The 17,928-nt window shown below is 65.4% G+C and carries 14 protein-coding genes; 6 read left to right on the forward strand and 8 right to left on the reverse strand.

Annotated features, from left to right (window positions below):
- Positions 1–61: 61 nt before the first annotated feature.
- From pheT to rpmI, 4 genes are all read right to left on the reverse strand, one after another.
- On the reverse strand, positions 62–2,425 hold the full coding sequence (gene pheT / locus L8K25_RS14440) for a phenylalanine--tRNA ligase subunit beta (protein WP_242139688.1): 2,364 nt from the start codon (positions 2,423–2,425) through the stop codon (positions 62–64).
- The gene (pheS, locus tag L8K25_RS14445; RefSeq protein ID WP_242139689.1) at positions 2,422–3,507 is read right to left on the reverse strand and encodes a phenylalanine--tRNA ligase subunit alpha; all 1,086 of its coding nucleotides are present in this window, start codon (positions 3,505–3,507) and stop codon (positions 2,422–2,424) included. The genes pheT and pheS overlap by 4 nt, the downstream gene beginning before the upstream one ends.
- A gap of 337 nt (positions 3,508–3,844) precedes the next feature.
- Positions 3,845–4,210 (reverse strand): 50S ribosomal protein L20, encoded by a 366-nt coding sequence (gene rplT / locus L8K25_RS14450; protein ID WP_010161044.1) that lies wholly within the window; start codon positions 4,208–4,210, stop codon positions 3,845–3,847.
- A gap of 17 nt (positions 4,211–4,227) precedes the next feature.
- A complete protein-coding gene (gene rpmI / locus L8K25_RS14455; protein WP_131532218.1) occupies positions 4,228–4,431 on the reverse strand; it encodes a 50S ribosomal protein L35 in 204 nt (67 codons plus the stop codon).
- Between the two features lie 166 nt (positions 4,432–4,597).
- Between rpmI and L8K25_RS14460 the strand changes: the two genes are divergently transcribed.
- The gene (locus tag L8K25_RS14460) at positions 4,598–6,721 is read left to right on the forward strand and encodes an AsmA family protein (RefSeq protein ID WP_242139690.1); all 2,124 of its coding nucleotides are present in this window, start codon (positions 4,598–4,600) and stop codon (positions 6,719–6,721) included.
- Positions 6,722–6,871: 150 nt separating this feature from the next.
- On the opposite strand, the gene hisN is transcribed toward L8K25_RS14460, so the two are convergent.
- Positions 6,872–7,657, reverse strand: a complete 786-nt coding sequence (gene hisN, locus L8K25_RS14465) for a histidinol-phosphatase (protein ID WP_242139691.1) — start codon at positions 7,655–7,657, stop codon at positions 6,872–6,874.
- 80 nt (positions 7,658–7,737) lie between these two features.
- On the opposite strand from hisN, the gene L8K25_RS14470 reads away from it, so the two are divergent.
- From L8K25_RS14470 to L8K25_RS14480, 3 genes are all read left to right on the forward strand, one after another.
- Positions 7,738–8,853, forward strand: a complete 1,116-nt coding sequence (locus tag L8K25_RS14470; protein WP_242139692.1) for a phospholipase A — start codon at positions 7,738–7,740, stop codon at positions 8,851–8,853.
- 123 nt (positions 8,854–8,976) lie between these two features.
- The gene (locus L8K25_RS14475; protein WP_242139693.1) at positions 8,977–9,996 is read left to right on the forward strand and encodes a sensor domain-containing diguanylate cyclase; all 1,020 of its coding nucleotides are present in this window, start codon (positions 8,977–8,979) and stop codon (positions 9,994–9,996) included.
- A gap of 372 nt (positions 9,997–10,368) precedes the next feature.
- Positions 10,369–11,808 carry a S41 family peptidase gene (locus tag L8K25_RS14480; RefSeq protein ID WP_242139694.1) on the forward strand — a complete coding sequence of 480 codons (1,440 nt, stop codon included), beginning with the start codon at positions 10,369–10,371 and terminating at the stop codon, positions 11,806–11,808.
- A gap of 13 nt (positions 11,809–11,821) precedes the next feature.
- On the opposite strand, the gene L8K25_RS14485 is transcribed toward L8K25_RS14480, so the two are convergent.
- Positions 11,822–12,337 (reverse strand): ferritin-like domain-containing protein, encoded by a 516-nt coding sequence (locus tag L8K25_RS14485; protein WP_242139695.1) that lies wholly within the window; start codon positions 12,335–12,337, stop codon positions 11,822–11,824.
- A gap of 245 nt (positions 12,338–12,582) precedes the next feature.
- Here L8K25_RS14485 and L8K25_RS22720 point away from each other — a divergent pair, with 245 nt between their 5' ends.
- Both L8K25_RS22720 and L8K25_RS14490 read left to right on the forward strand, forming a co-directional pair.
- Positions 12,583–12,711 (forward strand): hypothetical protein, encoded by a 129-nt coding sequence (locus L8K25_RS22720; protein ID WP_269724634.1) that lies wholly within the window; start codon positions 12,583–12,585, stop codon positions 12,709–12,711.
- A gap of 2 nt (positions 12,712–12,713) precedes the next feature.
- Positions 12,714–13,037, forward strand: a complete 324-nt coding sequence (locus L8K25_RS14490; RefSeq protein WP_242139696.1) for an alkylphosphonate utilization protein — start codon at positions 12,714–12,716, stop codon at positions 13,035–13,037.
- A 45-nt stretch (positions 13,038–13,082) separates the two neighbouring features.
- Here the strand turns inward: L8K25_RS14490 and L8K25_RS14495 are convergent, their stop codons facing one another.
- Together L8K25_RS14495 and L8K25_RS14500 are read right to left on the reverse strand one after the other, a co-directional pair.
- Positions 13,083–14,516: a GH1 family beta-glucosidase gene (locus L8K25_RS14495; protein WP_242139697.1), complete on the reverse strand. Its 1,434-nt coding sequence runs from the start codon at positions 14,514–14,516 to the stop codon at positions 13,083–13,085.
- A gap of 178 nt (positions 14,517–14,694) precedes the next feature.
- Positions 14,695–17,919 (reverse strand): TonB-dependent receptor, encoded by a 3,225-nt coding sequence (locus L8K25_RS14500; protein WP_242139698.1) that lies wholly within the window; start codon positions 17,917–17,919, stop codon positions 14,695–14,697.
- Positions 17,920–17,928 lie beyond the last annotated feature (9 nt).

A 17,928-nucleotide genomic window follows, 5' to 3' on the forward strand; every position in this document is an offset into this window, starting at 1 on the left:
CAAAACCCGTCCTGCTGGGCCCCGGCCTCCGCCGGGGAAGTCGGAAAAGGAGGGGCAGCTGTCACCCTCGCAGGCTCGCCCCCAGCTTCGCCGCCGCAGCAACCACCTTGTCCGCGACCGCCTTCAGCTCCGCCTCGGTGAAGCTCTTGTCCCCCGGCTGGAGCGTCACCTCGACCGCGATGCTCTTGTGCCCCGGCTCGACCCCTGTCCCGGTGAACACGTCGAACACGCGCGCGCCGACGATCGCCGCCTTGTCCGCGCCGCGTGCCGCGCGCACCAGCGCCTCGCCCGAGACGCCGTCGGGCACGAGAAACGCGAAGTCGCGCCGCACCGCCTGCAACGCAGGCGGCGCATAGGCCGCGCGCGCGAAGCTCGACGCGCGCTTGGCGGGGATCGCATCGAGATACAGCTCGACCGCCGCGACCGGGCCATCCACGTCGAACGCGCGCGTCGTCAGCGGGTGGACCATGCCGAACGCCGCGAGCACCGTCTTTGGACCCAATCGCAGCGTCCCCGACTGGCCGGGATGCCAGGCGTCGCCCGCCTCCCCCATCACCTGCAGATTGTCGACCGGAGCCCCCGCCGCCGCGAGCAGCGCGAGTGCCTCGGCCTTGGCGTCATAGGCGGTGAACTGCGTCGCCTTGCCGTCCTGCCAACCGCGCGCACGCGCCTCGCCCGCGAGCACCACGCCCAACGTCGGACGCTCGCCATCGGCAAGATAGCGCCGCCCGAGCTCGAACAGCCGGACGCCGCCCGCGCCGCGCTTCATGTTGCGCTCCGCCGCCGCGAGCAGCCCGGGGAGAAGCGACGGGCGCATCACCTTCAGCTCCTCGCTGATCGGGTTGGCGAGCGTCCAGGACGCGCCGCCGATCGCGGTCGCCTGCGCGTCCGACAGGAAGCTCCAGGTGATCGTCTCGTTGAGCCCGCGCGCCGCCGCCGCCCGGCGAACCCGGCTTTCGATCTTCTGCGCCGGCGTCGCGGTCGGCTTCGCCACGCCCGCTGCGCGCGGCAGCGGGGTCGCGGGGACCGAGTCGATCCCGACGATGCGGATCACTTCCTCGACCAGATCGGCCGGGCCATCCACGTCGCGCCGTGCAGGCGGCGGCAGGACGGTCCAGTCGTCCTCGACCGTGAAGCCAAGCGCGGTCAGGATTTCGCGCTGGCATTCCGGCGCCACGGCGAGACCACCGAGCGTTTCCGCGCGCGCGGGATCATAAGCGATCCGCTTGCGCGTCGTCGGCGGGGTGCCGGAATGGGTCGGCTCGCTCGCGCTGCCACCGCACAGGTCGAGCACCAGCCGGGTGGCAATCGCCAGCCCTTCCTCGAGGAACGCCGGGTCGACGCCCCGCTCGAACCGCGACCGCGCGTCCGAGGTCAGCATCAGCGCCTGGCCGGTGCGCGCGATCGAATCCGGGTCGAAATAGGCACATTCGATCACGACGTCGGTCGTCTCGGGCGTGACGCCCGAATCTTCGCCGCCCATGATCCCGCCGATGTCGTGGACATGCGCGTCGTCGGCGATCACCGTCATCGTCTGGCCAAGCGTATAGGTCTTGCCGTTGAGCGCGAGGACCTGCTCGCCTGCGGTCGCCTTACGCGCGACGAGCCCGCCCGACAGTTTGGCGCGATCATAGACGTGCAAGGGTCGCCCGAGATCGAACATCACGTAATTGGTGATGTCGACCAGCGTCGAGATCGACCGCTGGCCGATCGCGGTCAGGCGGCGGCGCATCCATTCGGGCGCGGTGCCGTTGACGAGGCCGGTGACGCCCTGCGCGTAGAAGGCTGGGCAACCATCGGCATCGTCGGTCCGGACGTTGGGGCCTGCGCCCGCGCCCGCGACCGGCGCATAGGCGAGCGGCTTCGCGGTACCGAGCCCGGCGGCGACGAGATCGAGCGCGATCCCGCGCACGCCCATGCAATCCGGGCGGTTGGGAAGGACGTTGACCTCGATCACCGGGTCGTTGAGTCCGGCATAATCCGGATAGGCCATGCCGATCGGCGCATCGGCGGGCAGCTCGATGATTCCGTCATGCTCTTCGCCAAGCTCAAGCTCGCGCGTCGAGCACATCATGCCGTTCGATTCGACCCCGCGGATCGCCGCGACCTTGAGCACCATCCCGTTCGACGGCACCGTCGCGCCGGGCGCACCGAACACGCCGACCAGCCCCGCGCGCGCATTGGGCGCACCGCAGACGACCTGCAGCGGGCCATCGCCAGCATCGACCGAGAGCACTTGCAGCTTGTCCGCCTGCGGATGCGGCGCGGCGCTCAGCACCTTGGCAACGCGGAACGCGGCGAGCGTCGCGCCGGGGTTCTCGACGCCCTCGACCTCGAGGCCGATCCGCGTCAGCGTCTCGACGATCGTGTCGAGCGAGGCGTCGGTGTCGATATGCTGCTTCAGCCAGTCGAGCGTAACCTTCATGCGCCGACTCCCTGGCTCAGCGTGGGCACGTCGAGTGCCGAGAAACCGTAATGCTTGATCCAGCGGGCATCGCCTTCGAAGAACGGGCGCAAATCATCCATGCCGTATTTGAGCATCGCGAGCCGATCGACCCCGACCCCGAAAGCGAAGCCCTGCCACTCGTTCGGATCGAGCCCGCACGCGGCGATCACCTTGGGATGCACCATCCCGCTGCCGAGCAACTCCATCCAGCCCTCGGACCCGCCGAGCACGCGACGGCCCTTTTCCATCGTCCAGCCGACATCTACCTCGGCCGACGGCTCGGTGAACGGGAAATAGCTCGGGCGCAGGCGGAGCACGATGTCGTCGCGCTCGAAGAACGCCTTGAGGAAGGTCTCGAGCGTCCATTTGAGATGGCCGAGCGTGATCCCCTTGTCGATCACCAGCCCCTCGATCTGGTGGAACATCGGCGTGTGCGTCGCGTCCCAGTCCGAACGATAGACCCGGCCCGGCGCGATGATGCGGATCGGCGGTTCCTGCCCCATCATCGTGCGGATCTGCACGGGGGAAGTGTGGGTGCGCAGGACCTTGGCCTCCTCGCCCTCGCCCGCCTTCAGGTAGAAGGTGTCGTGCATCGCGCGCGCGGGATGGCTCTCGGGCATGTTGAGCGCGGTGAAGTTATGCCACTGGTCCTCGATCTCGGGCCCGGTCGCGACTGCGAACCCCAGATCGGCGAAGATCTCCGCCATCTCGTCGAGCACCTGGCTGACCGGATGGACCGACCCCTGTGGTGCTGCGTCGGCGGGGAGCGTCATGTCGATCGTCTCGCGCGCCAGCCGCGCGTCGAGTTCGGCGCGGTCGAGTGCTACCTTGCGCGCGGCGATCGCAGTGGTCACCGCCTCGCGCACGCCCTGAATCCGCGGGCCCTCGACTAGCCGTTCGTCGGGGGACATTTTGCCGAGCGTCTTGAGCAGCGCGGTGACGCTCCCCTGCTTGCCGAGCAGCGCGACACGCAGCGTCTCGAGCTCCGCCGCCTCGGCCTGGCCGATCGACGGCAACTGCGATTCAATCTCGGCAAGGTCAGCCACGTTCATCTCCGTCATTCCCACGCAGGCGGGAAGCCATCATGGGTGCCGCCGTAGCGGGAGGTGAAGCCCTTGATCAACCCTGCGGTGCTGATGCAGCCGGCCGAGAGGACTCAAGGTAACGCCGATCTACAGCTGTTCTCCAAAACCGCCCGTCATCCTGAACTTGTTTCAGGATCCACCCCTCCGTGAGTCCGGACTATGCCCGTTGCGCGGTGGATGCTGAAACAAGTTCAGCATGACGGCAGCTTTTGGGCCGCGAGGATGGCCGCCGGAGGGACACCCCAAAACAGAAAAAGGGCGCCGGTGTTGCCACCGACGCCCCCAATCCTGTCGTCTCGCAAACAGGTCGCCCTCAGGCGGCCTGGGGCAGAGCCGCCTTCGCCTGCGCGATGATGGCGCTGAATGCGGCACCCTCGTGCATCGCGAGATCCGCAAGGACCTTGCGGTCAAGTTCGACGCCAGCGAGCTTCAGGCCATGCATGAAGACGCCGTAGGTCAGACCCTCGACGCGGACCGCTGCGTTGATACGCTGGATCCACAGAGCCCGGAAGTTGCGCTTCTTAACCTTGCGGTCGCGATACGCATACTGGCCGGCCTTCTCGACGGCCTGACGGGCGATACGAATCGTGTTCTTGCGACGGCCATAATAGCCCTTCGCCAGATTGAGGATCCGCTTGTGCTTTGCGTGGGTGGTTACACCCCGTTTTACGCGTGCCATTCTCTAATTCCTTCCGCTCAGCCGAGACCGTAGGGCGCCCACGCCTTGACGGCGGCGGTATCTGCCTTGGACAGCACCTTGGTGCGGCGGTTCTGGCGGATGTACTTGGCGTTGTGGCTCATCAGACGGTGACGCTTGCCAGCGACGCCATGCTTCAACAGGCCGGATGCGGTGAGCTTGAAGCGCTTCTTGACGCCGCTCTTCGTCTTGAGTTTGGGCATTTTCGTCCTTTCAGTTTTGCGACGATCTATGAACGGCCACGGCAGCCCATACCGGCCGGGCAGTTCCTCTTACTCGCAGGAAAGCGGGCGCATACCCGCACCCTTGTGAAAACGCAACCTCGGATGCGCGGAGGAACGATTACGCTAGGCGAACGGTTTGGCAGCGATGGACGCCGCCCCTTATCCGCCCGCTCAAGCGACCCCGGCACCAGCAGCGTCCCCGCCGCGCCGACGGCGATGGTGGCGGATCGTCCGCAACACGCTGATCGGCCTCGTCGTCGCGCTGTTTCTGGCGTGGCTGGTGCTCTACATTACCAAGGGTCGGTTCCTGAAGGGTCCGTTCGAGCGAATCGTCTCTTCGGCGACGTCGCGGCAGGTGAAGGTGGCGGGCGACTTCCAGCTCTATTTCGACCCGATCACGATCCATTTCCGCGCCGACGGGATGACGATCTCCAACCCTGCCTACACCTCCAGGCCGAACCTGTTCGAGGCCAAGCGGCTCGATTCGCGAATCGCACCGCTGTCGCTGCTGTTCGGGAAACGCCATTTCTACACGCTCGACCTGACGGACAGCGCGGTCGACCTCGAATGGAATGCCGCGCATACGCACAACAGCTGGACGTTCAGCGAAAAGAAGGGCGGCAAGCCGCTCGCCTTCCCCCGGATCGACGTTGCGACCGTGGCTGGCACGACGCTTCGCTATATCGATCCGCGGATGCGGCTGCGCACCGATCTCGCGTTCCAGACGATCACCTCGACCAATGCGCAGATCGGCAAGTCGGTCCGCTTCACCGGGTCCGGCCAAGTCCGCAACACGCCGTTCACGCTGGCGGGCGCGCTGCTGTCGCCAGACGCCACGGTCGCGCGCGGCCAGAACAAGCTAACGATGACCGCCGACGCCGCGCACAACCACATTACGGTTGCGGGGACGCTGCCGAGCCTCGCCGATATCGAGAATGTCCCGCTGACCGTCTCATCACGCGGGCGCAACCTCGCCGAGCTGCTCGACATCATCGGCGTGGCCGTCCCGCGCAGCCGCACCTACCACGTCAACGCGATCCTGACGCAGAGCGGTACGACCTATGCCTTCACCAAGCTGACCGGCCGGTTCGGCGACAGCGATCTGGCGGGCGCGTTCACGGTGGAGAATATCGAGCCGCGCCTCCACATCGGCGCGACGCTGACGACGCGCAAGCTCGACATCATCGATGCGGCGCCGTTCATCGGCTACAATCCGGACATCGTCGCGACCCAGGGCGCCGTCGCCGCCGCCGCCAGCACCGGGGCGGCACCCGAGCGCATCCTCCCCAACGCTGCCATCCCGGTCGAGACGTTCAAGAATTTCAACGCCGATCTCCATTACAAGATCGGGGTCGTGCGCTCGAAGAATGTCCCCGTCTCCAACATCGACCTGACGCTCTCGCTGAAGGACAGCCTGCTCAAGCTGTCGCCGCTGACGTTCGTGATGGCGCGCGGCAATGTCGCCGCTGACATCACCTTCGATGCCCGTCGTCGTCCGGCGCACGATACATATGACATTCGTTTGTCGCCGACCCCGATGGGCCGGCTGCTGGCAGGCTATGGCGTGATCGAATCGGGGACGACGGGCGTGGTGAAAGGCCGCATCGCACTCACTGGCGACGGCGACACGCTCCACGATTCACTGGCGAGTTCGCACGGGCGGATTGCCTTCGTGATGCCCGGCGGCACCTTCTCGGCCCGCAACGTCCAGCTGTCCGAGCTCGATATCGGCACCTTCGCGCAAAAGCTGTTCCAGGGGAAGCTCAAGGAGCCGGTCAAGATCAATTGCGGGCTGATCGGGTTCAGCGTGCGCGGCGGGGTGGCGGCGGCGGATCCGATCCTGATCGACACCGAAAAGAACGTGATCGCCGGCCGTGGCGGCTTCAGCTTCCGTGACGAGCATCTCGACCTGGTGTTCCGGGCGGATGGCAAGCGGATCAGCCTGTTCTCGGCCCAATCACCCGTGGGTCTGGTGGGGTCGTTCGCCAAGCCCGGGATCAACGTCGTAACGCCGCAGTTGCTGGAACGTGCGGGCGCTGCGGCGGGGCTCAGCCTGGTGGCGACGCCGGTGGCGGGGCTGCTGGCATTCGTCGATGTGGGCGATGCGAAGGCCGCGCAATGCGGCCCGATCCTTGCCGCTGCTCCCGCCAGCGCGCAGCGCACGACCAAGGGCCAGCCGCGCGACGACGTCGGGCATGGCACCACGGCGACGGCGGAGAAGGACAAGTCGGGCAAGGCGCCGCGGAAGAAGTTTCTGGGGATTTTCTGACGCGCGCGTGACGCCGACCGATCGTCACCCCGGCGAAGGCCGCGGCCGCCACGTAAAGGGGGCAAAACCGGCGATACCGCACCCAGCCGTCTCGCCGCGCCCGGATAACCACACGGCCCCGGCCTTCGCCGGGGTGACGGGAACCGTCTCTCAATGCCCGCCGCGGCAGGCCAGCGCCTCGAGGATATCCTCGATCCGCGCCGGATCCCCCGCCGCCACGACTTCGCCGACGCTGTCCGCGGTTAGCGGGTCGCCCGCCCAGTCGCACATGCGCCCGCCCGCACCCTCGACGATCGGCACCAGCGCGGCGAAGTCGTGCAGCTTCAGTTCGGCTTCGACCACCACGTCGAGCCATCCGCTCGCGACACAACCGTAATTGTAGCAGTCCCCGCCCAGCACCGTGCTGCGCACCCCCGCGTCGAGATGTTCGAACGCGTGCAACTGATCGTCTTGGAACAGCGCGGGCGAGGTCGTGGCGAGCAACGCCTCGCTGAGCGCGGAACAGCGCCGCGTGACGGCGGGCTTCCCATTGAACAGCGTCGGCTTGCCGGTCGTCCCGACCCAGCGTTCGCCGATGATCGGCTGGTCGAGTACGCCGAGCATCGGCCACCCCTCGACCACCAGCGCGATCAGCGTCCCGAAGATCGGCCGACCGGAGATGAACGCGCGCGTCCCGTCGATCGGGTCGAGCACCCAGGCGCGGCCCGATGTCCCCTCGCGCACGCCATATTCCTCGCCGATGATCGCGTCGTCGGGGAACGTCCACTCGATCAGCGCGCGCATCGCCGCCTCGGCGGCGCGGTCGGCGAGCGTCACGGGCGAGGCGTCGCCTTTCATTTCGAGCCCCTGCTCGTTTCGCCAATATGGGCGGATCGCGGCGCCCGCGGCATCGGCGAGCGCGGCGGCAAGGGCGAGATCGGATTCGGTAATACGCATGCGGCCTGCGTAATCCCGCTGGCGGGAATCCGCCAGTCTTGCCAAAGTATCCGTGGATTGGGACCGCAAGGGGGACGACGATGCGGACACGGGATCTTGCGCTCGCCGGGAGCCTGCTGGGGGGGAGCCTGCTCGGGGGGCTCGCTGCTGCGCCGGCCACGGCGCAGTTGCGCCCGCTGCTCGATCCTCCCGCCTCGGCCGAAGCGGCACGCGCCGGGGTCGAAGTCTATGTCCTCAACGAAAGCCAGACCGCGCAGCCCGCGCAGGGTCCCGCCGAGATCGAGACGATCGCGCAGGACGGTACGCGGTTGCGCCTGGTCGCTGCGCCGGACGCCGCCGCCACCGTCGCGCCTGGCGGGTTCGCGCGGCTGCAATATCGTCTGGCGACATCCTATCCGGTCGCCACGGCGCCACGGGACCCGGACCATGCGCCGACGGCGCTTGCGGCCGCCACGCCGTCCCGCACCGTCCCCGCGACCGGCGAAAGCGTCATTGCCACGTCGCGCGGCGGGTCGGGGGCGTTTGTCGACCGACTGCGCCCCTATGCGCCGACCTATGCGGTCATGGGCGCGGGCAATTCGGGAACGAAGATATCGGCCAGCTTCGATTTTCGCCTGCTCGGCCGCGACGACGGACCCCATCTGGACTTCGCCTACACACACACCTTCTTCCTGGCCACGGACCGGCCGTCCGCCCCGCTCACTGCGCAGGGGTTCGCCCCCGAAGTGTTCCTCGACCTCCCCATCGATCCCAGCCTGACCATCGGCGGCGGGTATCGTCATGATTCGAACGGTGGCGGCGTCACCAATTCGGTCGACGTGAATCGATTCTACCTGCGGGCAAACAAGGTCATTCCGCTCGGTCACCGCTGGACCGTCGGCATTGCCCCGATGGTTTGGGGCTATTTCGGCGACCAGGGACTGGCCCCCGATCTCGATCGGTACTGGGGCTATGGCGCCCTCGCAGTCTCGATCGGCCAGCGCGACGGGATCAAGATCGCCGTGACCGGCCGCAGGAATCCGGTGACCGGCAAGGGCAGCACCGAAAGCTTCGTGTCTTATCCGCTCGCGCGGATCAGCCAGAAGCTGCCGCATATCTATCTGTTCGGCGATTTTTTCGCGGGATATGGCGAAACGCTGATCGCCTATGACCGGATCGTCAACCACGCGCGCTTCGGGATTGCGGTAACGCGGTAAATGCCTCGAATACCGGCATCGTTACGCCGTCGGTCACTCTATTTTAGCAGTTTGGGGCCTAGGCCTTCGACGACAGGCAGCGCCGCGATCCGTCGGCGCAAAGGGCAAGGGGCAGTTCGAGCGATGGCTACGGCAAGGGAGGCACGACTGGCAACGGTCGAGTACCGCGCCGACCAGGTGTTCGACCGCATCGGTCGGTTCCTGGCGCAGCACCGGTTGAGTCCGGACCCGCTCCATTACGCTTTTGCGTATCGGGTGATCAGCCAGCCCGCTGGCGTGTTGGCGCAATCGGTGGCCGCGTTGACCGAAGGCGGCATCCGGCTGACCGCGCGCGATATCGAGAAGCTCGGCGGTCAAGTCGCGACCGGTGCGACCCCGGACATTCCGGATGCCACGGATGCGGTCGAAGGGCTCGTCGCGCAGACGCAGATGCACGTCGAGGGCTTTACCGACATGATGCACGCGATCCGGACCGAAACGCAGGATTTTGGCCGGGATCTCGCGGCCAGTGCCAATGCGATGCGCGCGAGCGACAGTGCCGGCGACATCGTTCGCCTGACCGGCGTCATGCTGGACCGGGTGCAATCCGCCGAAACCCGCCTCGCCGCGGCTACGCACGAGGCGGAGGAGCTGCGGTTGAAGCTGGAAGAGGCGCGCAGCAACGCCCGCTGCGATCCCCTGACCGACCTGCCCAACCGACGCGCCTTCGAGGAAAGCTTCGCCAAGCACATGCAGGCGGGCGACGCCGTGTGCCTGGCGGTGTGCGACGTCGACCGGTTCAAGCGCGTCAACGATCGCTTCGGCCACTCCGTCGGCGACCGCGTCCTGAAGGCGATTGCCGAGGCGCTGACGACCGCTTGCCCGGGCCACATGGTGGCGCGCTACGGTGGCGAGGAATTCACCGTCCTGTTCGTCGGCACGACGCTCGACGACGCCTATGCCACGCTGGAACGCGCGCGCGACGTGGTGGCGGACAAACGGTATCGTCTGCGCGAATCGGACGAGCCGCTGGGTGCGGTGACGTTCTCGGCGGGCATTACCGAGGCCAAGCCAGGCGAGTTCCTCGGCTCCGTCTTCGGCCGCGCCGACAAGCTGTTGTACACCGCAAAAGACAATGGCCGGAACCAGATCCGTCGCCTTTAGGATTCTACGCCGATCGTTGGTGCTTTGAACCACACCACCCAGGGCACTGTAGGCTGAAAAGTGCCTAAACACCTCTAAAACAACGAATTATGAAAGTGGCACGCTCCCTGCAAACGAAGGGATATCGGCGATCGGATGGTCCGCATTGCCAATCCAAAGGGAGATTTGTCATGTCGATCCGTTTCGAAGCCCTCCAGCGCGTTGCTTTCTCGCTCGTCGCCGCGCTCGTGCTCACCACCGTGCTCGCGTCGACGGCCGTGTCGGTCGCGCCACTCGCCTGATCCGGCGGGCATTGCCAACATGCTTGGATTACCGCGACTTTTGCACTGACAAGCGTTTCGCCGCACGCTAGCCTCGGGCGAGAGGTTGCACATGGCCCGAAACCGCACGCCCGTCACGACACTGACCCTTGCCGCGCTGCTGTCCGCCTGCAGCGGCGGCGGCGGGGGGTCGACGACAAGCGCGACGGTCACGCCGACGCCCACCCCGGCAGCGACAACGGCGGGGTGTTCGCTGCGCGACCGGCAGGACTGGGCCGCGGCGCAATTGCGCGAATGGTATCTGTTCCCGGACACCCTGCCCGCGGCATTGGATCCGACACCCTATTCAACCGTCGGCGACTATGTCGACGCGCTCACTGCGACCGCGCGGTCTCAGCGCAAGGACCGCTATTTCACCTATCTGACGTCGATCGCGTCGGAAGATGCCTTTTACGCGTCCGGTGCGAGCGCCGGTTTCGGCTTCCGCCTCTCCTACGACAGCACCGCGCGGCGGGTTTTCATTGCCGAAACCTTCGAGGGCACGGCGGCGTCCGCAGCGGGTATCGATCGCGGGGCGGAGATCGTCGCGATCGGCACGTCCGCTGGTGACCTGCGGACGGTCGATGCGATCATCGCCGCGCAAGGCACCGCGGGCGTCACTACCGCGCTCGGCCCGAATACGACCGGCATCGCGCGCCTGTTGCGAATCACCGATTCGAGCGGCACGCGGGACGTGACGCTCGCCAAGACCGATTATGCGCTCACACCGGTGTCCAGCCGCTACGGCGCGCAGATCATTACCGATGGCGGCCAACAGATCGGCTACATCAACCTGCGGAGCTTCATTTCGACCGCCGACCCCGCCCTGCGTGCCGCCTTTGCACGGTTCAAGACGGCCGGGATCAGCAATGTCATCGTGGACGTGCGCTACAATGGCGGGGGCCTGGTTTCGATCGCGGAGCTGATGGCGAACCTGCTCGGCGGCGCTCGCTCCGGTAGCGACGTGATCGACTATACGACCTTCCGGCCGGAAAAGTCCGCCAGCAATGTCACCGCCTTCTTTGCCCCCCAGCCACAATCGATCGCCCCCACCCGGATCGCGTTCATCGGGACCGGCGGGACCGCATCGGCCAGCGAACTCGTGATCGCGCAGGCCATTCCGTACTTTCATGCCAACGCTGCACTGATCGGCACCAATACCTACGGAAAGCCGGTCGGACAGATCGCGCTGGATCGCGCGCAATGCGACGATCGGCTCCGCGTCATCGCCTTCGCTCTTCAGAACGCAGCCCGGCAAGGCGCATATTATGACGGGCTGGCGAACATCGTCGAGGCGAGTTGCCAGGCCAGCGACGATCTCACTCATCCGCTCGGGGACTCACAAGAGGCATCGACCCGCGCGGCGCTCAACTATCTTGCCGGAAAGAGTTGCCCGGCCATTGCCGCTGGCACGCAAGGCACCCTGGCGTTGCGGGCAAGCGCGACCACGCGAGAATTGCTAACGCCCGAACGCCCCGACACGACGCAACGCGAGGTGCCGGGGGCGTTCTAGTCAAACCGTTGGGTCAGGCGGTCGCCGCCTCGGCCTTCGGGTTGGTCTTGCTGGTCGCCATCTTCGTCAGCTTGTCGTCGGTCGCATATTCCTCGTCGAGCGTTTCCTGGAGGATCGCCGCGATCTGGTCGCGACCGAGCTGCTTCGACCAGGCGATCAGCGTACCGTAGCGCGTAATCTCATAATGCTCGACCGCCTGCGCAGAGGCGATCAGGGCCGCGTCGAGCACGGCCTTGTCGGCGATTTCGCCAGCGACCTCGTTGGCTTCCTTGATGATCCCCTCGATCGCGGGGCAGGTCGCGCCCTTCGGCTGTTCGCCGAGCAGGTCGAAAACCTGTTCGAGGCGGCGAATCTGACCTTCGGTCTCGAGCAGATGCGTTTGGAAACCGCTCTTGAGACCGGCGTCCGTCGCCTTGTCGATCATCTTCGGCAGCGCCTTGGTGATCTGGTTCTCGGCATAATAGACGTCCTGCAGCTGATGCAGGAAAAGATCCTCGAAGGTAACGATATCCTTGGTGAACAAGCCCATGTCGTGTCTCCTCGAAAACAGTGCCGGACCTGGCGCCGATTGATGGGGGGGTAGCCGGACGCGAGGGGTGGCACGTCCGGCTTGTTCGTCAAACGGGCGGACCACGGGGTGGTTGCGTGGCGGGTCCTGAAATGATGCTAACATCGGTCAACCTGCGGGATCGGCGCGACGAACCGAATTGATGCCGCCATATGGGCGTCTTCGCGCTAGAAGGCTGCGGGCCTTCCGCCCCTGAGGTATGTCCGATGGCGAAAAGCCAGAAGAAGTCGAACAAGGAAACACGCAAGCCCAAGGCCGAAAAGGCGCCGAAGGCGAATGCGTCCAACCCGACCACCAAGGGTCAGCCCGTCGCGATGGTCAACATCAAGGGATGAGCATGGTGGACGACGACCGCGGCGAGGGCGACGCCTTCGTCTATGACGAAGCCTCGGGCGAATGGATCAGTGCGGTCGATGCCGCCGCCAAGGGCGACCCCGCTGGCGACGCCGTGGTCGTTCGCGACGCGGTCGGCAACGTCCTTGCCGACGGCGACCAGGTTACGCTGATCAAGGACCTGACCGTCAAGGGTGCTGGCCAGACGCTCAAGCGCGGCACGCTGATCAAGGCGATCCGCCTGACGGGCGACGCCCAGGAGATCGACTGCCGGTTCGACGGGATCAAGGGCCTCGTGCTCCGCGCCGAATTCGTCAAGAAGCGCTGACCCCCTGGTCGCGACGCCCCTCGTCGCGACCATTGCCCCAGTCGTTCACACCAGCGTGTTGCGCCGGACCAGTTCGCGATACCAGGCAGCGCTCAGCTTGGGCGTGCGCACCTGCGTAGCGAAGTCGACGTGGTGGATCCCGAACCGCTTGGTATAGCCATCCGCCCATTCGAAATTGTCCATCAGGCTCCACAGGAAATAGCCCTTGAGCGGATAGCCCTCTGCCGTCGCCCGGTGGAACTCGGCGAGATAGTTGCGCAAATACATGATCCGGTCGCTATCGTCGATCCGGCCGTCGACCACCGGATCATCCGCCGAGGTCCCGTTTTCGGAGATGTAGATCGCCTTTGGCTTCCACAATTCGCTGACCGTCCGCACCCCCCAATAGGCGACCTCGGGGCCGACGTAGAGCCAGGGCGAGGCCATGCGCGGCGATGACGGGAGATGCGGCAGGATCTTGTAGCCGCTCGGCCCCGCATCCGCCCGGACGTAATTGGGGGCGTAGATGTTGAGCGCGACGAAATCGAGCGGGCTGCCGATCGCCGCCATGTCCCCGGCCGCGACGCGCGGTGCATTCGCCCCTTCGCGGGCGAGATAGCCATCGGTGTAGCGCCCCTCCATGATCGCGGTCAGGAACATCGCATTTTCCTCGCGCACCGCGGTCTTTGCGGCCGCGATATGCTCGGGCGTCTCGATCACGGGCACGTAGAAATTGGAATTGTCCGCCAGGCCGACCTGCGTTCCCGGGCGCGCATGCGCGCGGATCGCCTGGACGCCAAGCCCGTGGGCGAGCACGCCGTGGTGACGCACCTGATTGCCGGCCGCCGGCGGCAGGCGCAGGCCGGGCGCGTGCCGCCCCTCGATATGCCCGATATCGGTGAAGCACCGCAGCTCGTTGACGGTCATGAAATGGTGAACGCGATCGGACAGTTTGCCTGCCATGTAGCCGGCATAGTCGGCAAAGGCGGACGCCGTATCCCGCGATTGCCAGCCGCCCGGCAACGCTTCCGGCAGATCCCAATGGAACAGCGTGACGTAGGGCGTAATTCCGGCGGCGAGCAGCGCATCGATCAGCTTGTTATAGTAATCGACGCCCTTCTGGTTCGGCGTCCCGCGCCCCTCCGGGAAAATCCGCGACCAGGCCAGCGAAAGGCGATACGCCTTCACGCCAAGGCCTTTCAGCAGCGCGATATCCTCGGGGTAGCGGTGGTAGCTGTCGCACGCCACGTCGCCGGTATCGCCATTGGCGACCCGACCCTGGGTATGCGCGAAGACATCCCAATTGGTCCGGCCGCGCCCGTCCTCGGCCACCGCGCCTTCGATCTGATAGGATGCGGTGGCACAGCCCCACAGGAAATCATCGGGAAAGGACAGCGACCCGGCCGGCGCCTTCGGAGTCATAGTGGCAAGCGCACGGCCCGAGCTTCCGGCGACGGCGGCCCCCAGCATGCTGGCTTTGATGAAATCCCGCCGATCCATAATTCATTTCCCGTACAACCCGTTGGCACGTTCGCAACCATTGACAACGTTGTCAAGAAACGTCGTCGATCGATGGCGTGCGCGGGCATGGCTGTAGCTTCACCGACTGATCGACGAGACGAAGCGGGAAGGTGAGCTCAACCGCCGCCCTTCCCGCTTCGATCGCCGATGCGCTCCGTCAGAACTTGAACCGCGCCCCTGCCAGGTAGCGCGCCGAGCCTTCCTGCATGAAGAAGATCTCGTTCGGCGAACGCCCGTAGATCTTCAGACCATCTTCGAAGATGTTGATCCCTTCGATCGACACGGCGATGTGCGGGGTGACATCGTAGCTGACGTTGAAATCGACCTGGCTATGCGCCGCCGTGAAGCGGGGGCTGTGATAGCTGTCGGCATTGACCCCGGACAGGAACTTGTCACGCCAGTTGTACGACAAGCGGGCAGAGATGCCGTATTTGTCGTAGATCAGCGTGGCGTTCGCGGTGTCGGACAGGCCGAGGAGCGCGAACTGATCCTGGTTGATCGGCGCGGCAACATTGATGCCGACGTCCCCCTTCACATGGGTGTATTGCGCCGCGACCCCGATTCCCGTCTGCCCGAAGAAGTACTGGCCCGCCAACTCGATGCCGTAGATTTCGGCATCCTTGTTGTTGATTGGCGTACTGACGTTGAACGTGAACAGTGGGTCGTTGGCATCGGCAATGATGTCGACCGCATTCAGCGTCGAGTCGACGAAGGATTGCGTCAGCGAGCGATTGACCGTGTTGTAGTTCGCAAGGAAGGTATTGGTCGCGGCAGCGGTGTTGCCGTTGTTCTGGACTAGCAACGCGGTGTAGGTGAACAGGTTGACGTCGGTGACGTCCGCCCCGATCGTCTGCAGCTGCGCCTTTGCGGTGCCCGATCGGCCCGACACGCCCGAGGACGGATCACGCAGACCATAAAGAGATTGCGGGACGACCGAGGTGCCGATGAAGTTGTGGACGCGCTTGTCGAAGAAACCGACCGACAGATAGCTGCCGGGCTTGAAATACCACTCCAGCGCCACGTCGAAGTTGTCGGAGACCAGCGGCTTCAGGTTTGGATTGCCGGAGTTCCCGCCCGTCTGACCACCAACGGCGGTCGCGTCGTTCGGATTCCCCACGCTCGCCGACGTGAACAGGTTGTTGTAGGTCGGCCGTGCGATCGTACGGCTTGCCGAGAAGCGACCGATCAGATTTTGCTTGATGTTGAACTGAAAATCCATCGACGGCAGAAGATTGTTGTACTTCCCCCGACCCGACGTGTTCTGCAGGTATTTGCTGTCGAAGATCAGGTCCTGCGTGAAGTCGTTGTCGGACTGCCACCGGATATCGGCGGGTGCATAGAGCACGCCGCTCGCCTTGACCTTCGTCTGCTCGTAGCGCGCACCGGCGACCAGCGCCGCGTCATGCCCAGCGAGCTGCCCCTTCCAGGTCACCTGGCCGTACACCGCCCAAATGTCTTCCTGGACCCGGTCGTTGCCATAGCCGTTCACGCCGTTCGCATGGCCAGGCGTATTGGCGTATGCCCCGCTGAGCGCGTTGTAGAGCGCGGTCGCGTCTTCGGTACGGAAGGCGACCAGGCCGTCGCCGCTCGCTTTTGGATCGAAATGGGTGAACTTGCAGACGAGGCAGAATTGCGAGACTTGCCCCGGTGCGATCTTCTGGACGTCGCCCGGGAAGTTGTTACCCCAGTCGCCCAGCGTCTGGTAATAGGTCGTCTGGGTCGAGAGCGTGTCGGTCTTGCGATAGTCGCCGCCAAAGTCGAAACGGCTCCCCCCGCCCAGATCCCAGCCGGCGTCGATCCGGCCTTCCTTGATCGTCTGCCGCAGGCTGGTCGAGATCTGCCGACCGACCTGGCTGCCGAGATCGCCGACGTCGAGCTTGCCGTTCCCGTTGCCCTTGATGATCGCGTTACCGGGAGCCGGCGTCGCCGGATCGCTGAACTGGACGGTCTGGACCGGGAAGCCGTTGTTCGAATAATCCCACGAATGCTGCGCCAGCAGCGGGATCGACAGCGAAATCAGCGTCGAGCTCATCCCGTTGGGGTTATCCGGCGTGCTCTTCGACAAGCCGACATGGCCATCGGCGGTGACGGTGAAATTGTCGGTCAGCTCCCACCGGGCGTTCAGCCCGAAGTCCTGCAGCTGGTTCTTCTGCGCGCGATATTGCTGTTCTGCGCCCGAATCCTTCTGCGCGCCGTTGTTCGTCTCGTGCAGGTAGGTTGCGGTGCTGACTTCATGACCCTTGTCGAAGGTGATCTCGTCGAACAAGCCGGCGAACCAGTTCGCCTCGTCCGAACGCCGTTCGGAAGCCCGGTTCTGGGCAAACAGTCCATCGGCTGTCAGCAACAGCCGATCGGTCGGCTTGAATTGCAACGAACCCTGGAAGTTCATCCGCTCATTGGTGTCTTCGGCAAAGTGGTAGCGCGCGTCGTCGGGGCGGGCGACCAGGGTGTTGGGGTCGGACGGCGCGTTGTTGATCTTGGTGGCGGCGTTGACGTGGCTGCCACTGGGATCGAGCAGGGCCGCCAGCGTGCTGATGTTCCAGCCGTTGACCGACGCGCTCACGGCGGAGAAATTGCGCTTCTGATAGCTGCCGAACAACGACGCACCGAACGTGTGGTCCGAATTCGACCAGCTCAGCAAGCCCGAGGCCTGCGGCGTGACGTGGCTGCCGCAGCTAATGCAGGCATCCGCGCTCGTGTCGTAATCCGCCTTCACCCCAAACGACCCGTTGAAACCGCTCTCGCGGGCATCGAGCGGGCGGCGGGTCACGACGTTGATCGAAGCGCCGATGCCGCCCGAGGGGATCGCGGCGCGGCCGGTCTTGTAGACCTCGAGCGTCTTCACGCCTTCGGATGCAAGGTTGGAGAAGTCGAACGATCGACCGGTGCTGCGCGTGAAGTCGTTCTCGCCGCCGACCGAGGTCTGGTCGGACGCTGCCAGCTGGCGACCGTTCAGCGTCACCATGTTATAGTCGGGACCAAAGCCGCGAACGGTGACCTGCGCGCCTTCGCCATTGCGGCGATTGATCGACACGCCCGGGATACGCTGAAGCGATTCGGCGAGGTTGGTGTCAGGGAACTTGCCGATATCCTGCGACGAGATCGCGTCGACGATCCCGGAGGAATTGCGCTTGATGTCGATCGACCGTTCAAGCGAGGCGCGAATGCCGGTAACGACGATGTCGTCAGAAATCGGCGGCGGCGTGTTCACGGGATCCTGTGACACCGGCTGTGCATTGGTGACTTCCGCGCCGGCCGCGGGTGCGGGTGCGATCACGGGCGCGGTTTGCGCAAAACCATAGCCCGGCACAGCAAGGCCGACTGCAAGTGCGATGGTTGATGTGGTGCGCGCGAGCATGCTCGCCGGGCAGAAACCCTTCATGACGTCCCC

The sequence above is a fragment of the Sphingomonas sp. TREG-RG-20F-R18-01 genome (assembly GCF_022662475.1).
In the GTDB taxonomy this organism is placed as follows: domain Bacteria; phylum Pseudomonadota; class Alphaproteobacteria; order Sphingomonadales; family Sphingomonadaceae; genus Sphingomonas.